Origin of the sequence: Collinsella sp. CLA-ER-H10 (assembly GCF_040092475.1) — a bacterium.
Classification (GTDB): Bacteria; Actinomycetota; Coriobacteriia; order Coriobacteriales; family Coriobacteriaceae; genus Collinsella.
Genome location: NZ_JBBNLM010000008.1, coordinates 18,160 through 38,924, shown reverse-complemented (window position 1 = coordinate 38,924; position 20,765 = coordinate 18,160). Strand labels below are relative to the sequence as shown.

The following is a 20,765-nucleotide window of genomic DNA, read 5'->3' as shown; positions in this document are numbered from 1 at the left end:
ATCGTCTGCCACGTTACCTCCTCTTAAGCGTCAAGGAAACGCGCATCATGCGCATGTTTTTCAATGTACTCGCGGCGATAGCCGACCTCGGAACCCATCAGCTCGCGCACGGCGCGGTCTGCCACCACGGCGTCCTCGATCGACACGCGCTGCAGGATGCGGGTCTTGGGGTCCATCGTCGTCGAGGCAAGCTGCTTGGGGTCCATCTCGCCCAGGCCCTTGTAGCGCTGGACGGTATAGCCCTTGCGCTTTTTGGTGATCTTGCCGTCCTTGGCCTTGCCGTCCTCGTCGTTATCGTCGGGGTTCAGGCCCAGGCTCTGGATGGTGTCGCGCAGGATCTCGTCTTCGGGCTGGCGGCCGTTGGGATACACGTAGTGGATCTTGTTGCGCACCTTAATGCCAAAGATGGGCGGGCAGGCAACATAGACGTAGCCGGCATCGATCAGCGGACGCATGTACTTGTAGAAGAACGTCAGCAGCAGGATGCGGATATGCGCGCCGTCGACGTCTGCATCGGTCATGATGATGATCTTGTGGTAGCGCGCCTTGGTGATATCGAAGTCGCCGCCGTCGCCGGCACTCGTCGTGACGCCGCAGCCGATCGCGGTAATCAATGACTGGATGGTGTCACTCGAGAACGCGCGATGGTCACCAACGCGTTCGACGTTCAAAATCTTGCCGCGCAGGGGCAGAATCGCCTGGATGTCTCGGCGACGGCCGTCCTTGGCTGAACCGCCTGCCGAGTCACCCTCTACGATGAAGAGCTCGGTCAGCTCGGCATCGCGCACCGAGCAGTCGGCGAGCTTACCGGGCAGGGACGCCGTCTCGAGCAGGCTCTTGCGACGGGTCGCTTCGCGCGCCTTGCGGGCGGCGTTGCGGGCCTTGCATGCCTGCTGGGCCTTCTTGACGATCTCGCGAGCGGGCTTGGGATGCTCCTCGAGGTAATCGGCGAGGCCGTCGGTCACGATCTTGAGCGTCAGCGCGCGCATATAGGAGCTGCCGAGCTTGGCCTTGGTCTGGCCCTCAAATTGCGGGTCGGGCAGCTTGACCGAGATAACGGCCGAAAGGCCCTCGCGCACATCGTCGCCGGTCAGGTTGGCGTCTTTTTCCTTGAGCAGGTTCTGTTTGCGCGCGTAGTCGTTGATCACACGGGTGAGCGCGGTGCGGAAGCCCTCAAGGTGCATGCCGCCCTCGGGGGTGTAGATGTCGTTGGCAAACGACATGACGTTCTCGCCGTAACCGCTATTCCACTGCAGGGAAACCTCGACCTCGCCCATCTTGGTCACAGGCGCGTCCGGGTCCGATTTGCCCTCGATGTAGATGGGCTCCTTAAAGGCCTCGGGGACGTCCTTGCCCTCGTTGAGGAACTTGACGAAGTCGATGATGCCGCCCTCGTAGCAAAACTCCTCCACATGGGGAGTCGCCTCGCGCTCGTCGGTCAGCACGATTTTGAGGTTCTTATTGAGGAACGCCGTCTCCTGCAGACGGTTGTGCAGCGTATCGAAATCGTAGATGCAGGTCTCGAAGATCTCGTCGTCGGGCCAGAAGGTGACGGTGGTGCCCGTCGAATCCGAGGTGCCCACGACCTCCATCTTCTTAACGGTCTTGCCGCGCGAGAACTCCATCTCGTAGGTGTTGCCGTCGCGACGAACCTGAACGACCACGCGCTTGGACAGTGCGTTGACGACGGAGATACCAACGCCGTGCAGGCCGCCCGAAACCTTATAGGCCGAGTTATCGAACTTACCGCCGGCGTGCAAGATCGTCATGACGACCTCGAGCGTCGGGATCTTTTTAACAGGGTGCTCGTCGACGGGGATGCCGCGCCCGTTGTCGACGACCGTGATGGAGTTGTCGGCGTGGACCGTCACCTGGATCTCGGTGCAGAAACCGGCCATGGCCTCGTCGACGGAGTTGTCAACGATCTCCCACACCAGGTGATGCAGACCGCTGGCGCTCGTCGAGCCGATATACATGCCCGGGCGCTTACGAACGGCCTCGAGACCTTCGAGAATCTTAATCTCGCCGCCATCGTAATCGTTTTCGTTTGCCACACGTCCTCCTTCAGTCAAGAAAATGTGTACAGCCTTACTAGTTTATCGTAAAAAAATACCCTCGGGAACGAGGGTATTTGGCTCTACAAGGCCACCAGATGCGATTTAAGGCTCTTTTTTGCTTTGCACGCCCTTGGCCCACTCGGCACTGGCTCTCATGGCGTTCTCGAGGGCCTCGCGCAGTTTTTGGTCTTCGATGGGCGCCACTTGGCACTCAATCTCGGTGCGCTCGGCATCGCTGAGGTCGGCATGCGGGGCCGGCGGGCGCTCTGTCGTCGGCGGGCGCAGGCGCTCCTTGGCGGCGGGCGGCGTGTGACCGGGTGCGGTGGTTTTGAACACCAGGCCGTCCACATGCGCACCGGCGCGCTCCATGCGCGCGCGGATGATCTCGCGCAACAGCGTCATTTCCTGCGTCCACGAGGGCGAGTCGAGATACACCAGCAGTTCATTGGACTCGGGCAGGTAACGCAGCCCCGTCACATGCCGCCCCTCGCGCGTGCCCGAGCACACCGCGTTCCACGCGCGATAGACCGCGCGCGACTCCTCGGCAGCCTCCATCTGCGCACGGCGCTCAGGTATCGCAGCCGCCAGGATGCGTTGGCGCTCTGCGTTCAAAAAGCCACTGAAGGCGACCGTTTCGCTCTCGCGCTCGTAATTAGCACGTCTCACCCATGCTCACCACCTTGGCTCGATCAAGCAGGTCATCGGTAAAGTACCCCAGGTTGGTCGTGGTTATGACCGTCTGGATATCATCGCCGATCAGCCGCAGAAAAGCACCGCGGCGCTCGCCGTCGAGTTCGCTCATCACGTCGTCCAAAAGCAGCAGTGGGGCGGTGCCCAGGACATCGCGAGCCACGGCCACCTCCGCCACCTTCCAGGCCAGAACCAACGTTCGCTGCTGACCTTGGCTGGCAAATGAACGGGCGGAGCGACCCGCCACGGTAAACTCAATCTCATCGCGATGCGGTCCCACCAACGTCACGCCGCGGCGAATTTCCTCGTCGGCGTGCTCATCAAGGGCAGCCAGCATGCGCTCGTACGCCCAGCCCTTCAGTTCTTCGCGATCCTCGACCTGGGGCAAATCCCCCAGCGTGGACGTATAGGTCACGTTGGCGGCCTCACCGGATGCCACTTGCCCGTAGGCAGTGTGCACATGGCCCGCCAGCCGGTCGAGCAGGGCCAACCGGTGCACAAGCAGAGCCGAGCCCGCGCGGGCAATCGAATCGTTCCACGCGCCGAGCATCTCGCGGCAGCACCAGGTCTCCTTGAGCAAGGCGTTACGCTGGGTCACGCAGCGCCCATAGGTGCTCGCAAGATCGGCATAGCGTGCGCTCAGTTGCATGCCAAAGTCATCGAGGGCAGCGCGGCGCACACTGGCGCCTCGTTTAACCATGTCCAGATGGTCGGGGCAAAACAGCACGCTCGGCAGAACCCCGCGCACACCGGCGGCAGAACATCTCTTGCCGTTGCGGCTAAACGAGCGCTTACCGTCCTCCGCGTTCAATCCCATATCAAGCACGCGGCCGTCGCCCTCGAGCCTCAGCTCGACCTTGCACGATCCCACGCCGTCACGGACGAGCTCGGCTGCGGTCGGATGCCTAAACGAGGCGCCGCTCGTCAGCAGCTGCAGCGCCTCTATGAGATTGGTCTTTCCCGCCGCGTTGGGTCCCGCAAGTATCGTCACGCCCTCGTCCAAGGCAAGGCGATAGCTATCGAAGCTGCGGTAGTGCGCGACGGAAAGATCGCGGGCGAACATGGTCATGGCGCAACGCTAGATGCGGACCGGCATGACCAGGTACAGGTAGTTGATCTTGTCGTAGGACTTGAAGATGCCCGCCTGCGAGTAGCTCTTGAGCTCCAGCGTGATCTCCTTCTCCTTGGACAGGGCATTGAGGCAGCCGAAGATGTAGTGGTAGTTGAAGGCGATGGTACCCGACTCGCCCTCGGCCTCGACATCGATCGTCTCCTGTGCAAGGTCCTGGTCATTGGAAATGGAGGACAGGCCCATCTGCCCGTTCTCGACATCGATCTCGAACTTGACGGCGGGGTTGGCGCTCGCGATAACGGCCACGCGCTTGAGGGCGGCGTTAAAGGCGGCGACGTCAATCTTGACGCTCGTCACGCACGAATCGGGGATGAGCTGCTTGTAGTTGGGGTACACGCCCTCGATGCGGCGCGACACGTAGGTGGTATTGCCGGCCTCGAAGACGACCTGGGTGTCGGTAGCCCCGATCATGATGGTCGCCTGGCTGGCCATGATGTTCAGCGCGTCGTTAAAGGCGTCAGCCGGAACATTGAGCTCAAAGGAACCCTCGAGGGTCGAGGTCTCAACCTGCGTATCGCACACGGCCAAGCGGAAGGAATCGGTCGCCACCAGGCGCACGGTGTTGTTCTCGACCTTCATGTGCACGCCGCCCAGGATGGGGCGGGCCTTGTCGGTCGAGGTGACGCGCCATACGCGCCCGACCATCTCGGACAAGATATCGGTCGGCAGCTCCACGGCACTCTCGATGGCATAGGCCGGAAACTCGGGGAAGTCATTGGCATCGAGCGTGTTCAGGCGGAACGAGCTCTTCTCGCAACCAATCAGCACCTGGCGCTCGGACAGCTCAAAGGTGACCGGGGCATCGGGGAGGGTCTTAGTGATATTGGAGAGCATCTTACAGGGGATAACCATCTCGCCCTCTTCTTCGACATGCGCCGCGATGCGATGACGGATCGAGATGGTGTAGTTAGAGGTCTGGAATTCCAAGATGCCGTCTTGGGCCTTAACGAGCACGCCCGACAGGATGGGGAGGGTGGATGCCGAAGCGACACCCTTCATAACGACGCCGATGGCTTGTGTAAGCGAGCTCTGGCTGACGGTGAACTTCATCTTTTAATACCTTTCTATAGATATAAATATCTTAATAATAGTAATAGCACTGACGAAACTGTTGATTACTCCCAAAGACGCAGGTCAGACCCAAAAAGAGAATCGACAGCAACCTGTGTGCAACAGGGGTGGTTTTCCACGTTCAAAACCTGCGCAAAACTTTTCATCACCGCGGGTTGGGTTTTAGACACCTTATGCCCGTGGTTTCGACAAGTTTTCAACAGGTGTCTCTATTTCCCTACGAGCGCAGTGTAATTTTATCGCGCAGCGACTTGAGGTCTTCGGTGACGGTGCGGTCTTCCTGGATCATCTTCTGGACCTTTTTGTAGCTCGTGCTGACGGTCGAGTGGTTGCGGTTGCCAAATTCGGCGCCCACCGCCGTGGTCGTCATCTCGCACATCTCGATGGCCAGGTAGATAGCGATATGGCGTGCTTTGGCTATATTGGCGTTGCGACGCGGGCCGATGAGCTCCTCGTGCGTCACGCCGTACTGCTCTTCGATGACGGACTGAACCGTCTGGACGTTGATCTTTTTGGCCGATGTGTCGAAGTACTGGCTGGCGATGGCGTCGATATCGTCAAAGGTGAGCTCCCCGCCCTCGCGCTCGCGGTCGCCCGCCTCGCCGGCGCAGCGCTCGCAAAAGCTCTCGAGTTCGCGGATGTTGGTGCCCGAGACCTCGGCCATGTGTTTAAAGTGCTCGTCGGTCAGGTGCCCGCCGTCGCCCCCATAGGCCGCCAGCAGCGAGTCGTCGCCTGCCTCGGGAGCGGCGACGATGGTGTTCTCGTAATAGCGCTGCAAGATCTTGTATTTCATCTCGTAGCTGGGCTCTGCGACCAGGCAGAGCATTCCGGCGTTGAAGCGGCTGGTCAGACGCTCGTCCATGCTCAGGTCCTTGGGGGCGCGGTCTGCCGCGATGACGACCTTCTTGTTGTTGCGGATGAACTCGTCCATGAGCTGGAAAAAGTAGTCCACACTCGCGCGCTTGCCGATGATGTTTTGGATGTCATCGATGATGAGCACGTCCACGCCGTGGTACGCCTGCATGATGGGGGCGTTGCTCTTCTTTTGACGGTCGAACTCGGTCATCAGGTCGTCCAGATATGCCTGGGAGTTGGCATACTTGACCTTGATCTCGGGCGACTTCTCGGCGAGCTCGTTTTTGATGGCGAGCAGCAGATGGGTCTTGCCCAGCCCCGATTTGCCATAGATGAACAGGGATGTGCATGTGCCGCGCTCGTCCGCGAGGGCGGCAAACTTGAGTGCCGAGCGATAGGCGTGGCTGTTCTCGGGGCCGTAGACAAAGTTCTCAAAGGTAAATTTTGAGTTCGCGGCGAGCGGGGCTCCATCCGTATTCTGCTCGGCCGGCACGGTCGGTGCTGGCATGGGTGAAGCGGGGGTCGCAGCTTGCGTGGATTTGGTCGGCGCTCCGCCCTTCATCTGGTTCATCATGCGACGAAAATCATCGGCCGAGAGCGTGTTCTTGATTGCAATGCCCGAATCCGCGCCCGCCGCTGCGTCGTGAGCGATGGGCATGTGCGTGACGGGTGCGTTCGTTGACGTCGCCGCCGCGGTCGGCAACGGCGCCATGGTTTCACGGGAAACATCGCTGTGCTGGTGCTCGATTGTCGGCACGTCGCTTGCGGAGGCTGGTACCGTCGGGGAAGCAGCGGGAGCCGTGGCGGGCGCCGTCGCGGCAGCGGATTCCGTCGCGGCGCCTTGCGGCGCCACGATGTCGAGCGCAATCGGTGCAAAGGCGATTTCTTCCAGATAAGCCTCAATAGTCGGCTGATGCTTTTTGAGCTGCGCGATGGCAAAGCGCGAGGGGGCCTCGATCGTGAGCGTATCTTCGGTCAGGCTTATGGCGCGCGATTGCCCCAGCATGTTGATGAGGCGTGCATCTTGGCCGTCGCGCTGGCAAAAGGCGATGGCATCCCCCAGGATGATGCTTGCTTCCTCGTCCACTGTCTCTCCCGTTCTTTAGCTCTGAGCTCGCACGCGAGCGGCGCCGAGTTCGGTCAGATGGTATTTCTGGCCATGCTTGATGACCAAGCCGGCCTGCGCCAAGTCATTGAGCGTGCGTGACCAAGTGGGGGCCGAGTTTCCAAACGCCCTCGCAAGATCGGTTGCGCCGCACGCTTGATTTTGCGCCAGATAGCCCAGCGCGGCGTTGCCGCGATCGCTTACGAACACGTCCGGTTGTGGCTGTGCATACTGATTTACTGCATTAGGATACATCATTTGAGCTGCTGGTTGTTGAGAACTCTGCGTCGGCGGCATTTGCTGTTGAAAACTTTGAGGCCACTGTTGGTAAGGCTGCGGAGGCGTCTGCTGGGCCCAGGGGTTGTACTGCTGCTGCGGCATCTGCTGGTACGGCTGCTGATATCCCTGCTGGTACTGCTGCGGGAACTGCTGGCCATACCCCAGTGGCGGCATCTGCTGATATGGATATCCCTGTTGGTACGGCTGATAGCCCATTTGCTGGCCACCCGGCGCCCCCGTCGCCTGCTGCATTGCTGCTGCATCCTGATCAGCCAGTGGCATGGCCTCTGGCATGTTTGGCGGCATCGACATAGATGCCGCCTGGGGTTCTTGTGTGGGAAGCATTCCGGGCTGCTGCATCTGTCCCACGGGGGGCTGCATCTGCTGCGTTGCCACGGGCTGCTGCGCAAAAGCTCCCGGCAGGGGATATGTGGGCTGCTCCGTCTCGGGCCGCACGGCAGCGCCGCGTCCGCCGGCACGCTCGATTTCCTGCACGCGTTTAGGGTTCAGGCTTACCGTAACCACGGTGCCGTTGCCCATGTTGTCCTCGATGGATACGGCACCGCCGGCGTTTTCCAAATACTCCTGCACCATGGGAAACCCTGCTCCGGTTCCACGGATATAGCGCTTCATCTTGCTGTTTGCGCTGGTAACGCCAAAGTCGAAAGCGCGCTCCTTGTCGTCGATGCCGGGTCCTTGATCGGCAAAGCGGATGGTGTCTCCGCCGTCCAGAATCGAGATGATGGGCTCGGCAAAGTGCGCGTGGATAAAGTTTTCGACAATCTCGCGGATGACCATGAGCGAGATATGGCCACCTTGTTCTTTCATGCACTGGTAGACGGTGTTGGTCGTCTCTTCCAAATACGTGCGGACATCTTGCGGATCAATGACGATCACACGCGGTGTCGACAGCATGTCGTCATAGACGGCGATGCGCGCGGCGTACATGGCTTTTGGCGCCTGCGTGGTCGTCTGCTCGCCTTCCGCACGCTCTTCGCGCACGCCGGTGATGTGCTCGTTGTCGGGTGCCGGGTCTCCGGAATCGACCATGGTGTAAAAGTCGTCAGACATGCTGCTCGCAATCTTTCAAAAGGTTTCGAACAAATAGTAGCTCACCGTGCAATGTTTCTCATCTTTCGACAACTTTTCAAAACCTGTTGAAAACTTTGGAAAACGGGCGAAAAGTTCTCAACATTGCCAACATGACCTGTTGAAAACTCGATGAAATATCGTGAAAGGTTGCCATGAGGCGCAAATTTCGGTTGTGCTTATGGGGGAACCGTGTGAACTGCGCAACCTTTTACCTTTGATTTCTTGACATTTGAACATTGATTTCCCTACAATCTTCAAGCTCACGTGTCTATATCTGCGTCCGCGTCCCCGCGGACACTCGAAATGCAGCAGGAGGAACTTAAGATGAAGCGTACGTATCAGCCTAATAAGCGTAAGCGTGCCAAGACCCATGGCTTCCGTGCCCGTATGGCCACTAAGGGTGGTCGTGCCGTGCTCGCCCGTCGTCGCGCCAAGGGCCGCAAGCGTCTCACTGTCTAGCAGCGATACACACATCTCGCATGAAGACTATTAAGTCTCGGCAAGATTTCGAGCATGTGTTCAGTCAGGGGCGTCGTTTCAATCACCCTCTGATTCGAATGACCATATGTGAATCGGTTGGCGAAGGCGACTCCGGAAGGGTCGCCTTCGTTGGTGCTAAGCGACTCGGTTGTGCCGTCGTGCGCAACCGATCTAAGCGTGTGATGCGCGAGGCCGCCCGCAGCTGCGGATTTCCCGTTGCGGGTTATGACATCATCTTGTTTGCAACTCCCAAGACGAGGGTTTCCTCGCCGCAGGAGATGGACAAGGCGTTGCGTTCGCTTATGAAGCGCGCCGGCGTTGCCGGGGAGGAGCGATGAGCAATCACGTTTTGCGACGTGTTGCCATCGCTCCTATTCGCATATATCAACAGGTTATTTCGCCCTTATTGCCTGACGCCTGCATTTATTACCCAACGTGCTCGCAATACGCCATCCAGGCGATTGAGAAGCACGGTGTTTTGAGAGGCTGCTGGCTTGCCGTGAGGCGCATCGCTCGCTGCAATCCCCTGCACGTCGGCGGTTATGACCCTGTGCCCTAGCGGGCACTCGCTATCGGAGGAAAACTTACATGTGGGATTGGATCGTTAACATCCTTTTCGAGCTGCTCAAGCTCATCCAGACCTTTGCGGTCGACTGGGGCCTGTCCATCATCATCCTGGTGGTCATCATCCGTCTGCTGCTGACGCCGCTCATGCTCAAGTCGACCAAGTCGACGGCTCGCATGCAGGTGCTGCAGCCCAAGATGCTCGAGATCCAGGAGCGCTATGCCGACGATCCCCAGCGTCAGGCCGAGGAGATGCAGAAGTTCTACAGCGAGAACAAGTTCAACCCCATGGCTGGCTGTCTGCCGCTGCTGATTCAGATGCCTATCCTGTTCGCCCTGTTGACATTGCTGCGCAACCTGCCGCAGTACTTTAACGACGGCACGTTCTCGTTCTTCAACATCCTGCCCGACCTGACCACCACGCCGAGCGCTTCCTTTGCCGATGGCTTTATGGTTGCACTGCCCGCGCTGGTTTGCCTGATTCTGTTTGCCGTCCTGACCTTGATTCCGCAGCTCTATATGTCGCGCAACCAGACCGGCCAGCAGGCTCAGAGCATGCGTATGATGGCCGTTGTCATGACGGTCATGATGCTTTGGATGGGCTGGAGCCTTCCCGTTGGTGTTCTGCTGTACTACGACGTCTCGTCTGCTTGGCAGGTTATCCAGCAGATTTTTGTGACGCAGAAGGTCATCGACAAGGCGAAGGCCGATGAGGAGGAGCGTCTTAAGAACGCTCCGCTGCAGGTTGAGGTCACTCGTCGAGAGAAGAAGCCGCGCCCGCACAAGAAGAAGTAACGGGATATCAATCTTATTTAGGTACCTAACTTTTGGAGTACGTTATGTCTGAAGAGATCATCGAGGATATGCTTGAGGAGGTTGCCCCGCAGGTCGCGGGCGATTATCCCGAGATTGCACAGCGCTACAAGGCTGGTGAAGAGCTGACCGATGAGGAGCTCGACACCATTGCCGATGTTGCGATTTCCATCCTGCGTTCCATCCTTTCGCACTTCGATGCCGCCAACTCTCCTATCGATGAGTATGAGGGCGACGAGGGTGAGCTGATTTTGGATGTAACGGCTCCCGACCTTGCTGTTCTCATTGGCCGTCATGGTCGCACCCTTGATGCCCTTCAGGTTATGTTCTCTTTGCTGGTGAGCCGAAAACTTGGCTTTAGGTATCCGGTTGTAGTGGACGTAGAGGGATACAAGAGTCGCCGTCAGGACAAGGTTGCTTCCATGGCTCAGTCTGCTGCCGAGCGTGCCATCCGCACTCATAAGAGTGTTTCGCTTCCGCCCATGAATGCCTACGAGCGTCGACTGGTTCACATTGCACTTCGTGGCAATGATGCCGTCGATACTCATTCTGAGGGTTCTGACCCTGATCGCCATGTGGTGATTGTTGCTCGATAATCTTCTCGAGCTTATGCTAAGGGGATGTGGTTTCCACGTCCCCTTTTTTTGTCAAAAGTTCTCGATACACTGATTTTTGTCAGAAAGGAGCTTTCGTTGTTAGTACTTACTGATCAGCAGGCTGACGAGATGTTGAGTCGTCTAACTTCCTATTGCAAAGAGTATTCCTTGAGCGTAACTGATGTTGAGCTGAGGAAATGTATTCAGCATTTGGATTTGGTTCTAGAAACAAATAAGACAACCAATCTCACCCGTATTCTTAACGTAGAAGATGCTGCAGTACTTCATATCCTCGACTCACTTGTTTTGCTCCCCTATATCAACAAGGCTCCTGAGGGAGCTTTGCTTGATATGGGAACAGGTGCGGGCTTCCCTGGTATTCCATTAACCATAGCCACACATCGTAAAGCTACTTATATTGACTCTGTTGGCAAGAAGGTTGATGCGGTTAATTCCTTTGTCCATGCTCTTGGATTGAAACATGCTCATGCGGTTCATGATCGTCTTGAAGAATATGCTCGAAGCCATAAGAAGCAGTTCTCTGTTGTAACCGCCCGCGCACTGGCCCCTCTACCGATTCTTGTTGAGTATGCGGCTCCGTATCTGAAGGATGGAGGGCTATTTGTTATAACCAAGGGCAATCCTTCGGATGAGGAGCTTGCTTCCGGCATGTCAGCAGCTAAGATTTGCGGCTTCACTTTGCTTCTGAATGATGCAATTGATTTGCCTCAAGGCTTGGGTCACAGGGAGTTCATTGTTCTTAAGAAGAGTCATCCAGCATCCGTCTCATTGCCTCGTGCAAATGGCGTGGCAAAGAAGAATCCGCTTGCCTAGATGTTTCACGTGAAACATAATGGATACTAACAACTTGCAGTGTTTCATGTGAAACATGGCGGTTGATATCGATTCGGATTGTTTCACGTGAAACATCCTCCGTTTGACAGCTTTAATACACACCAGGAGGGACCGTGGGATTTCGCGACGTTAAGCGTTCTAAGAGCGCAAAAGACACGCGTATTATTGCAATCATCAATCAAAAAGGCGGCGTCGGTAAGTCAACGACGGCTGTAAACCTTGCAGCAGCACTGGGTGAGCAGGGTCGTAAGACGCTGATTGTCGATTTTGATCCGCAGGGAAACAGCACCAGTGGATTCGGAATTGAAAAAGAAGACCTTGATCACTGCATCTATGATGCATTGTTGAATGATGTGCCGGCAGAATCGCTTGTTCTTGATACAAATTGTAAAAAGGTATTCGTTATTCCGGCTACAATTCAACTTGCAGGCGCGGAAATTGAGCTCGTAAGCGCAATTGCTCGTGAAACCCGCCTCAAAGATTTGCTTGAGCCAATTCAGGACGAGTTTGACTTTATTTTTATTGACTGTCCTCCTTCGCTCGGCCTGCTTACTATCAACGCTTTGACCGCAGCAGACAGCGTTTTGATTCCGATCCAGTGCGAATATTACGCACTCGAGGGCGTTACGAAGCTGCTTGAGTCAATGAAGATGGTCAAATCACGGCTGAACAAGGGCTTAGACACCTATGGTGTGCTTATGACCATGTATGACTCGCGTACTTCACTATCGAATCAGGTTGTTGAGGAGGTTCAATCGTACTTTGGTGATAAGGCGTTTAAGACGCTAATCCCCCGTACGGTTAAAATCTCGGAAGCTCCGTCTTTTGGAGAACCGGTAATTACCTATGCACCTCAAAATAAGGGTGCAAAAGCATATATGAACCTTGCAAAAGAGGTGATCAAGCGTGCCTAGTGTAAAGAAACGTGGCGGATTGGGACGTGGACTCAATGCTTTGGTCTCAGAGGCCGAGTATGAGACTGGTGGTTCGGCTGCATCGGCTTCGAATGCTGCGTCTGAAACAAAATTACCTATTGAGGATATCGTTCCCAACCCAAATCAGCCCCGAATTCACTTTAACGAAACTGAACTTCGCGAGTTGAGCGAGTCAATCCAAGAACATGGCGTTTTGCAGCCGCTTTTGGTTCGCAAGCATGGAAACGGCTATGAGATCATCGCTGGTGAGCGTCGTTACCAGGCGTCAAAGCTTGCTGGCCTTGAAGAATTGCCAGTCATCATTAAAGAGGTAAATGATGAAGAGATGCTGGCTCTTGCTCTTATCGAAAACCTTCAACGTTCAGATCTGAATCCCGTCGAAGAGGCTAAGGGCTTTCGACAGCTCATCGATGCCAGCGGTATGACCCAGGAGGCATTGTCGAAGGCAGTAAGCAAGTCACGCTCTGCAATTACAAACTCGCTGCGTCTTCTCGATCTCCCCGAAGTAGTTCAGCAGATGATTTTTGAGGGTAAACTTACTGCTGGTCATGCACGTGCGATTCTTGCAGTTCCCTATGAGGATGCTCGAATTCGACTTGCAGAGAAGGTTGTTGCAGAGGGCCTTTCCGTAAGAGCGACAGAAAATCTTGCTCCGTTGTTTTCTGCCGGAGAGACACCTAAGACGCCGAGGCCTGCAACCCCTCAGTCTTTTAAAAAGGCAGCCCGCGTGCTTCGTCAGGTTTTTAATACCAACGTGCGTGTGAAGAGCTCGCGTGGAAAGAATAAGATTGAGATTGAGTTTAAAGACGAGGAAGAGCTCTCTCGTATTCTTGGCGAAATGATTCAGTTTGATCAAGGAGGCCAAGATGAGGAATAGATTTTTAACTGCGATTGCATTGGCGACGACTGTCGCGGCTGGTGCCTTTGCTGGCTATAAGATCGCGACAGACGATGAACTTCGAGGTCGTTTGCTTCGTAGTGCGCAAGATATTGTCGATACATCCAAGAAGAAAATGGATGTTATGACAGAAGATGTTGCAATGCGTACCGCTCAGGTAACGAAGAATCCCAAGATTAATCAGGGTTGGGTCAGCAACCAATGGGAAAATGTAGGCTATTAGGTACCTAACAATTACTTAGCATATTGTGATGGGTCCTTGTCTGATTCACGAGACAAGGACCCCTTATTTTGCCCGTAAAAATGGAACCAGTAGCAGCTGATTCAAAATTAAGGTCAATAAATGAAACGACCCCGGTTGCATATCCTGCAACCGGGGTCGTTCGATGTTTCACATGAAACGTTTTGGGGTGCGACTCCCCTATGCGTTCTTCTGAACTTTGAAGCGCTGCTTCAGCTGTCCGCAAGCGGCGTCAATATCGTTACCACGGGAGTTACGAATCGTTGTCTCGATGCCACGGGACTCAAGGCGACGCTGAAGATCCTCAACCTTATGAATCGGCGACGGCTTGAGCGGGCTACCCTCGATGTCGTTAAGCTGAATGAGGTTAACGTGGCACAGCGTTCCCTCGCAGAAGTCGCAGAGCGCCTGCATTTCCGGATTCGTATCGTTGACGCCTTCGATCATGGCATACTCATAGGTTGGGCGGCGGCCGGTCTTCTCGGTGTAGAGCTGAAGCGCTTCGTGAAGGCGAAGCAGCGTGTACTTCTTAACACCGGGCATGAGCTTATTGCGCGTCGACTGGATGGCGGAATGCAGTGAAACAGCAAGCGTGAACTGCTCGGGGATGTCGGCAAATTTGCGAATACCGGGAATAACGCCACTGGTAGAGACGGTGAGGTGACGAGCGCCGATACCGATGCCATCGGGGTCATTGAGGATTCGCAGCGCCTTGAGAACCTCGTCGTAGTTGGCAAACGGCTCGCCCTGGCCCATGAAGACAACGCTCGTGGCGCGCTCGCCAAAGTCGTTGGATACATGAAGTACCTGGTCGACGATCTCTTGAGCGGTCAGAGAGCGCTTGAGGCCGTTGAGACCGGTAGCGCAAAAGGCGCAGCCCATGCCACAGCCAGCTTGGGTGGAAACGCAGACGGAAAGCTTGTTACGACGGGGCATGCCGACAGTCTCGACGGAAACGCCGTCGTGGTACTCGAGCAGATACTTGCGAGAGCCATCTTTGGAAACCTGCTTGGTGAGTTCAGTCGGCGTGTCAAAGGCAAAAGCCTCTTTAAGCTGCTCGCGGAAAGCCTTGGGAAGGTTGGTCATGTCGTCGAACGAACAAACGTTCTTCTCGAAGACCCATTCGATGAGCTGCTTCGCGCGGAAGGCGGGCTGGCCAAGTTCGGCCACAAGCTCGCGAATATCGTTTTGGCTCAAGTCGCGAATGTCCTGAGATTTAGTCCTGGGATTCATGGAAGCCTTTCGATTTTGGGGAAACGTAGAGGGTATCGCTACAATATGGTATCAGCTGCAGAAATTATAGAGGAGGAGTCTGCCCATGCCGGGTAAAAGCCTAGAGAACATGCACGTAGCGGTCTTGGCGGGCGGTCATTCCGCTGAGCGCGAGATCTCGCTCAATTCGGGAAAGAACGTTGTAGTGGCACTGAAGGAAGCCGGCTACGCCTCGGTGGAGCTGCTTGATACGGCCGCTGATGACTTTATGGTAACCATGGCGACCGGCGGCTTTGACGTGGCGTTTATCGCCATGCACGGTGCCGGCGGCGAGGATGGTGCCATGCAGGGCGCCATGGAGACCCTGGGTATCCCCTACACGGCCTCGGGCGTGCTTGCTAGCGCCTGCGGTGCCGACAAAGAGGTCTCTAAGCTCCTGTACGCCAAGGCGGGCATTCCCATTGCCCCCGGCCTTGCGCTCGAGGTGCGCGATGAAGTCGATATCGATCATATCGTCGAGGTTTGTGGCGAGCGCAGCTTTGTGAAGCCGGCCGTCAACGGTTCCAGCTATGGCATTTCCCTGGTCCATGAGCCCTCCGAGCTGCCCGCGGCAATTGCCAAGGCGTTTGAGTACGGCGACAAAGTGCTGGTCGAGAAGTGCATCGAGGGTACCGAGATCACCGTCGGCGTGTACGGCGAGGACGACGTGCGCGCCCTGCCGATTGTCGAGATTCGCAAGCCTGAGGACTGCGAGTTCTACGATTTGGACGTGAAGTATGTCGACCCTACGGACATCCATCGTATTCCGGCGCAGATTTCACCCGAGAATTACGCTCGCGCTCAGGAGCTTGCCTGTGCTGCTCACAAGGCCCTCGGTTGCCTGGGCATCTCGCGCAGCGATTTTATCGTGAGCGAGGACGGCCCCGTCATCCTCGAGACCAATACCATTCCCGGCATGACCGATACGTCGCTGTATCCGGATGAGATTCGCCACACCGACGACATGACGTTCCCGCAGGTCTGTGACAGCCTGATTCGTATGGGCCTTCGTCGAGCGGGCATTGCATGCTAATCGAGGACGCGGTTTCGTCAGGAACGCCGCAGTTTGTCATCGACTCCTATGCCACGCTTGCCGAACGCGCCAAAACGCAGTCCTTCGGCCTTATCGAGGAAGATGTGATTGTCCTCGATACCGAGACCACAGGTCTTTCGGTGCAGGACAATGAGCTGATCGAGATCTCGGCGGCCCGTCTTTCGGGCCGCGAGGTCGTCGACCGCTTCGATACCTTCGTGCATCCCAAGCAGCTGATTCCCGCCGAGATCACCGAGCTCACGAGCATTACAAATGCCGATGTGGCAGATGCCCCGTCGGCCGTTGAGGCCGTAGCCGCTCTCGCCGATTTTGTCGGTGGTTGCCCGGTAATCGCACATAACGCCACGTTCGACCGCTCGTTTATCGAGTCGGTCAAAGGCGGCGTCAACGTGAGCGATATCTGGATCGATTCGCTGGCGCTGTCGCGCATCGCGCTTCCGCGCCTGGCATCGCACAAGCTGTCTTTTATGGCCGATCTGTTTGGCTGTGACTCGGTATCACACCGTGCCAATGCCGACGTCGACGCCCTGTGTGGCGTATGGCGCGTGTTGCTCGTGGCGCTCACCGACTTGCCTCAGGGCCTCATGGCGCGCCTAGCCGACATGCATCCGGATGTGCCTTGGTCCTATCGTCCTATCTTCTCATTCTTGGCAGGGCAGAACCCTGGTTCTATCTTCTCTCTCAGCGCCGCTCGTGCTGACGTTCTCAAGGCCGATCGCGCCGACGATCGGGTGGACGCCGACGAACTGCCGGTCCTCAAGATGCCGAGTCGTGAGGAGATTGAGGCAGACTATGCGCCAGGTGGCCTGGTCAATCGCATGTATCCCACCTACGAGCCGCGTGATGAGCAGATCGCGATGGCGCTCGAGGTCCGCGATGCGCTGGTCACGGGCACTCATCGTGTAATTGAGGCGGGCACGGGCGTCGGCAAATCGATGGCCTATCTGGTGCCTTTTGCCGAGGCAGCACGCCGTAACAACATCACGGTTGGTATTGCGACCAAATCGAACAATCTTACCGACCAGCTCATGTACCATGAGCTGCCAAAACTTGCCGAGCAACTGGACGGTGGTCTGTCATTTTGTGCTCTCAAGGGGTATGACCACTATCCGTGTCTGCGCAAGCTTGAGCGCATGAGCCGCGGCCAGGTCGAGATTACCACCAAGCGCGATCCGGCGGACACGCTCACGGCGGTCGCGGTCATTATGGCGTACGTCTGCCAATCAGCCGATGGCGACCTCGACTCGCTTGGCATTCGGTGGCGCAGCGTCAACCGCCCCGACTTTACGACGGCCTCGCGCGAGTGTGCTCGTCGCCTCTGCCCGTTTTTCCCTGAAAAATGCTTGGTCCACGGCGCTCGCCGTCGTGCGGCGCATGCCGACGTGGTGGTCACCAACCATTCCCTGCTGTTCCGCAATGTTGCGGCCGAGGGCAGGATTTTGCCTCCGATTCGTCATTGGGTAATCGACGAGGCTCATTCTATCGAGCGCGAGGCGCGCCGTCAGTGGGCGCGCGTGGTGTCGGCGGACGAATCACGCGTTCTGTTTGAGCGCCTGGGTGGCTCGAGCACCGGTGCGCTAAGCCAGGTCTCCCGTGATTTGGCAACCTCTGAGGGCTCTACGCTCTATCTGGGCCTTACTGCCAAGGCGACGTCGACGGTTGCGCGCGCGAGCATGGCAATCGCCGACGTGTTCGATGGCGTTCGCGAGCTCGGCCGCCGTGCCCGTGGGGGTTATGACAATGCCAATCTATGGATTGGCCCCGAGCTGCGCGAATCTGACGACTGGCATGATTTCTTACAGTCGGCCTACGCTGCCATCGATGCGTTGGAACAAGCTGACAAGTGCGTCGACGCGCTGGTGCAAGCCGTCGCCACCGACAAGCCCGAGGTTGTTGTCGACTTGGGCGATATCTCGCGCCGCCTGCACGAGTTGGCCGAGAACCTCAAACTCATCATCGACGGCACCGATGAACACTACGTGTATTCGCTGCAGGTCAATCGCAGGTTGCGTGCCGGCGGAGAGTCAATGACCGCAGAGCGCATCGACATTGGCGAGGCCTTGGCAACCGAGTGGCTGCCCGAGGTTCACACGGCTATCTTTGCCTCGGCGACCATGACGGTGTCCAAAAGCTTTGAACACTTTAACCACGCGGTCGGCCTCGATCGCATCGGTGCTTCAACATCCTCATCGCTGCACTTGGACTCGAGCTACGACTTCGATTCGAACATGGCTGTAGTCGTTGCGGGCGATATCCCCGATCCGCGCGATCGCGAGAGCTATCTTACGGCGCTCGAGCGCGTGCTGGTCGACGCCCATCTTGCCATGGGCGGATCGGTGCTCACACTGTTCACCAATCGGCGCGACATGGAAGACCTGTACGCCCGCGTTGAGCCCAAGATGGCCCGTGCGGGTCTGGAACTCAACTGCCAGCAGCGCAACTCATCTCCTCGTCGCCTGCGCGACCGGTTTATCAGCGAGCCGACTTCATCGCTTTTTGCGCTTAAGGCCTTCTGGGAGGGATTCGACGCCAGCGGCGAGACGCTGCGCTGCGTCATCATTCCCAAGCTGCCGTTCTCGAGCCCCACGGACCCGCTCTCGTGCGAGCGCAACCTGCGTGAAGACCGCGCTTGGGCGCGCTATTCGCTGCCCGAGGCGGTGCTCGAGGTCAAGCAGGCGGCCGGCCGCCTTATCCGCTCGTCGACCGATTGCGGCGTGCTGATTCTGGCCGACCCGCGCCTGGTGACGAAGGGCTACGGAAAGAAGTTCTTAACGTCGCTGCCCACGAGCTCCTACCAGCGCATCGAATCGGCACAGATTGGGCACTATCTGCAACTGTGGCGTGCACGCCACGAGCGGCGGCGCTAAAGCGGACAGACGAGGGTTTTTGCCATATCGCACAGACGCTTTGACAGGGCGGGGTCATCCAAGATGCGGATGGCTCCGCCCGCTGCGATTACCTGGCTCAGTAGCCAACGCTCGGAGCCATAATGCACGGTTACCGTTGCCATGTCTGCCCCGCTGCGCTCGATTAGGGTGATGCCGGCCCAGTCCAGATGCTCCGCCATATCGAATGGCATCAAGAGCTTTGCGCTACGCTGCGTCCGAGCAAGGGAATCGTGGAGGGATGTGACGTCCGGTGCATGAGGCACGACGGAGTCTTCCGTCAAGGCGAGTCCCTCGATTTTATCCATGCGATAGGTGCGCTGCTCATCGACCGCGATGTCCCAGGCAATCAGGTATGTTTGGTCGCCGTTTGCCGTAATGCGCAAGGGGTCGACCAGACGCTCACGTGGCCGTGCATCGTCCATCGAGCGATACGAGATGCGGCAGCGAACACCGTCCTGAATGGCGCAGCTCAGCTGCTGCCAGTGCGACCCGTGGTTGACGGTGTCAAAGACGCGCTGGTTATAGCCGAGCTCTTCGGGTAGAAGGGCATGTCGAATCCGAGCTGCCGTATGCGGCTCGATCCCCAACGATTCAAGTTCATGGTTGAGCACAGCGCCCTCGGCGGCACTCAAGCGCAGCGGTAGCACACGCCCGGCGTCACCGGTGAGGACCACACGCTCGCCGCGGCATTCGCAGATGATGCGCGCGCCCGATTCTCGGTCCGCGAGCGTCGAGACGATCTCGAGAATCTCGTCGAGCGATACCCCCGTGATGTCAAAGCGACTGCAAATCTCGGTCCGTGTCATGCCGCTCTCGCCGGCGGCGTAGAGGGCCTCCATGATGTCGATGGCGCGCGAGAGTCTCTGCTCGCTGGTGAGTTTACGCACGGGCATACTCGTGCACCGTCCTTTCAATGAGGTGGTTCCACGCCTGTTTGAGCGATTTGGGGGCCACGGGCCTCATGCCGTCCATGGCGTGGGCCATGCAAAATGAGGCGCCGGCTTCAAGATCGCGCACGTCAACGGTCCAGGTCCATCCCACATCGGTGTGTACGAGCTCACCTCGCCCACGCGTGAGACCGTTGATCATATCGATCTGCGTCTGAGGGGCGAATGAGAACGTGGCTGCAACGGGCGGTCGGTCGGCAAAATCGAATTCAAAGAACAGGTAGTCGCTGAGGTTGAAGTCCGCGGGGATGACGTAGGCCTTCGAAGGACGCCAAGCGCGAACGATACGGTCGCAGCGGAATGTCCTGATGTCGTCGGTGACGTTGTCGAGGCCGCAGAAGTAAGCCACGCCCTCGCGCTCGAACATGCCGTAGACGCAGACGGTACGTTCTCTCTGCTCGCCGCGTCCGTTCTGATATAAAAATCGCAGCGCGCATCGCTCGGCAAAGGCGCTCCAAACCGCATCGACGGTGGGAGAGCGGCTGATCGGCGCCTCGTCTACCGTCGTCCTGCCGGTGAGATAGGCAATCTTGGAGCGAATATCGGCAAGCGGTGCGGCAAAAGTGGATGAGCCGGCCGCTAGTGTCTGGTCGATGGCGTTGAGCAGGATATCGGCGTCGTCTGCGGTAATGAGGCCGCCTGCCGCAAACGTGTGCTCGCGGTCGATTGTCCACGAGCTTTCCTCGGTCTCCTGCGCGCCGGTGGGGCGAACCTCCTTGATTAAGATGCCGCGTTCGAGCAGCTTGTCACGATCGCGTCGAAACTTGCGCTTATCCGAGTCGATATTGCCCGAGCCATATCCCAGGTCAGAATCCAAGACGATCTGCTCGGTCGTCAGCGGTTCGGGGGAGCTATTGAGCACAAAGAAAAGATTGAGGATGCGCTGAGCCGTTTTATCGAAACTGGGCTCCGAATTTCCCTTTTTAATTGTCTCGGTCGTGTCGCTTGCCGTCATAGAGTCC

The 20,765-nt window shown here is 57.4% G+C and carries 20 protein-coding genes; 11 read left to right on the top strand and 9 right to left on the bottom strand.

What is annotated here, in order from left to right; translation table 11 throughout:
- Window positions 1-23 precede the first annotated feature (23 nt).
- The 6 genes from gyrB to AAAX36_RS05265 all read right to left on the bottom strand — a co-directional run bounded on the left by gyrB (window position 24) and on the right by AAAX36_RS05265 (window position 8,260).
- Window positions 24-2,054 carry a DNA topoisomerase (ATP-hydrolyzing) subunit B gene (gene gyrB / locus AAAX36_RS05290; protein ID WP_055310298.1) on the bottom strand — a complete coding sequence of 677 codons (2,031 nt, stop codon included), beginning with the start codon at window positions 2,052-2,054 and terminating at the stop codon, window positions 24-26.
- A gap of 105 nt (window positions 2,055-2,159) precedes the next feature.
- The gene (locus tag AAAX36_RS05285) at window positions 2,160-2,723 is read right to left on the bottom strand and encodes a DciA family protein (RefSeq protein ID WP_349074431.1); all 564 of its coding nucleotides are present in this window, start codon (window positions 2,721-2,723) and stop codon (window positions 2,160-2,162) included.
- Window positions 2,710-3,816 (bottom strand): DNA replication and repair protein RecF, encoded by a 1,107-nt coding sequence (recF, locus tag AAAX36_RS05280; protein WP_148331763.1) that lies wholly within the window; start codon window positions 3,814-3,816, stop codon window positions 2,710-2,712. Before recF ends, AAAX36_RS05285 begins: the two co-directional genes overlap by 14 nt.
- Window positions 3,817-3,825: 9 nt before the next feature.
- Window positions 3,826-4,929 carry a DNA polymerase III subunit beta gene (gene dnaN / locus AAAX36_RS05275; RefSeq protein WP_022094338.1) on the bottom strand — a complete coding sequence of 368 codons (1,104 nt, stop codon included), beginning with the start codon at window positions 4,927-4,929 and terminating at the stop codon, window positions 3,826-3,828.
- 238 nt (window positions 4,930-5,167) lie between these two features.
- The gene (locus tag AAAX36_RS05270; RefSeq protein WP_055287302.1) at window positions 5,168-6,892 is read right to left on the bottom strand and encodes a DnaA/Hda family protein; all 1,725 of its coding nucleotides are present in this window, start codon (window positions 6,890-6,892) and stop codon (window positions 5,168-5,170) included.
- 15 nt (window positions 6,893-6,907) lie between these two features.
- Window positions 6,908-8,260: an ATP-binding protein gene (locus AAAX36_RS05265; protein ID WP_118080023.1), complete on the bottom strand. Its 1,353-nt coding sequence runs from the start codon at window positions 8,258-8,260 to the stop codon at window positions 6,908-6,910.
- Window positions 8,261-8,605: 345 nt separating this feature from the next.
- On the opposite strand from AAAX36_RS05265, the gene rpmH reads away from it, so the two are divergent.
- The 9 genes from rpmH (at window position 8,606) to AAAX36_RS05220 (ending at window position 13,645) form a co-directional block, all read left to right on the top strand.
- Entirely contained in the window at window positions 8,606-8,740 is a 135-nt protein-coding gene (gene rpmH / locus AAAX36_RS05260; protein ID WP_019127408.1) for a 50S ribosomal protein L34, read from the top strand.
- A 20-nt stretch (window positions 8,741-8,760) separates the two neighbouring features.
- Window positions 8,761-9,099, top strand: a complete 339-nt coding sequence (rnpA, locus tag AAAX36_RS05255; RefSeq protein WP_006236191.1) for a ribonuclease P protein component — start codon at window positions 8,761-8,763, stop codon at window positions 9,097-9,099.
- Window positions 9,096-9,320 carry a membrane protein insertion efficiency factor YidD gene (gene yidD, locus AAAX36_RS05250; protein ID WP_082222962.1) on the top strand — a complete coding sequence of 75 codons (225 nt, stop codon included), beginning with the start codon at window positions 9,096-9,098 and terminating at the stop codon, window positions 9,318-9,320. Before rnpA ends, yidD begins: the two co-directional genes overlap by 4 nt.
- Window positions 9,321-9,349: 29 nt before the next feature.
- The gene (locus tag AAAX36_RS05245; protein WP_349074427.1) at window positions 9,350-10,120 is read left to right on the top strand and encodes a YidC/Oxa1 family membrane protein insertase; all 771 of its coding nucleotides are present in this window, start codon (window positions 9,350-9,352) and stop codon (window positions 10,118-10,120) included.
- A gap of 44 nt (window positions 10,121-10,164) precedes the next feature.
- Window positions 10,165-10,734 carry a R3H domain-containing nucleic acid-binding protein gene (locus AAAX36_RS05240; protein ID WP_022093802.1) on the top strand — a complete coding sequence of 190 codons (570 nt, stop codon included), beginning with the start codon at window positions 10,165-10,167 and terminating at the stop codon, window positions 10,732-10,734.
- 168 nt (window positions 10,735-10,902) lie between these two features.
- Window positions 10,903-11,568, top strand: coding sequence for a 16S rRNA (guanine(527)-N(7))-methyltransferase RsmG (gene rsmG, locus AAAX36_RS05235; protein ID WP_349074426.1), 666 nt, complete (start codon window positions 10,903-10,905; stop codon window positions 11,566-11,568).
- Between the two features lie 134 nt (window positions 11,569-11,702).
- Entirely contained in the window at window positions 11,703-12,503 is an 801-nt protein-coding gene (locus AAAX36_RS05230) for a ParA family protein (protein ID WP_022093800.1), read from the top strand.
- On the top strand, window positions 12,496-13,401 hold the full coding sequence (locus AAAX36_RS05225; RefSeq protein WP_349074424.1) for a ParB/RepB/Spo0J family partition protein: 906 nt from the start codon (window positions 12,496-12,498) through the stop codon (window positions 13,399-13,401). The genes AAAX36_RS05230 and AAAX36_RS05225 overlap by 8 nt, the downstream gene beginning before the upstream one ends.
- Complete coding sequence (locus AAAX36_RS05220) at window positions 13,391-13,645, top strand: hypothetical protein (protein WP_349074422.1); 255 nt, start codon at window positions 13,391-13,393, stop codon at window positions 13,643-13,645. The genes AAAX36_RS05225 and AAAX36_RS05220 overlap by 11 nt, the downstream gene beginning before the upstream one ends.
- Window positions 13,646-13,843: 198 nt before the next feature.
- Here AAAX36_RS05220 and rlmN read toward each other — a convergent pair whose 3' ends face one another.
- A complete protein-coding gene (gene rlmN, locus AAAX36_RS05215) occupies window positions 13,844-14,896 on the bottom strand; it encodes a 23S rRNA (adenine(2503)-C(2))-methyltransferase RlmN (RefSeq protein WP_055287295.1) in 1,053 nt (350 codons plus the stop codon).
- Window positions 14,897-14,981: 85 nt separating this feature from the next.
- On the opposite strand from rlmN, the gene AAAX36_RS05210 reads away from it, so the two are divergent.
- Together AAAX36_RS05210 and AAAX36_RS05205 are read left to right on the top strand one after the other, a co-directional pair.
- Window positions 14,982-15,947: a D-alanine--D-alanine ligase gene (locus AAAX36_RS05210; protein ID WP_349074419.1), complete on the top strand. Its 966-nt coding sequence runs from the start codon at window positions 14,982-14,984 to the stop codon at window positions 15,945-15,947.
- Window positions 15,941-18,835 carry a helicase C-terminal domain-containing protein gene (locus tag AAAX36_RS05205; RefSeq protein WP_349074417.1) on the top strand — a complete coding sequence of 965 codons (2,895 nt, stop codon included), beginning with the start codon at window positions 15,941-15,943 and terminating at the stop codon, window positions 18,833-18,835. The genes AAAX36_RS05210 and AAAX36_RS05205 overlap by 7 nt, the downstream gene beginning before the upstream one ends.
- Here the strand turns inward: AAAX36_RS05205 and AAAX36_RS05200 are convergent.
- A complete protein-coding gene (locus AAAX36_RS05200) occupies window positions 18,832-19,749 on the bottom strand; it encodes a WYL domain-containing protein (RefSeq protein WP_161155904.1) in 918 nt (305 codons plus the stop codon). The two genes, AAAX36_RS05205 and AAAX36_RS05200, sit on opposite strands and share 4 nt — an antisense overlap.
- On the bottom strand, window positions 19,736-20,758 hold the full coding sequence (locus AAAX36_RS05195; RefSeq protein ID WP_161155902.1) for a WYL domain-containing protein: 1,023 nt from the start codon (window positions 20,756-20,758) through the stop codon (window positions 19,736-19,738). Before AAAX36_RS05195 ends, AAAX36_RS05200 begins: the two co-directional genes overlap by 14 nt.
- Window positions 20,759-20,765 lie beyond the last annotated feature (7 nt).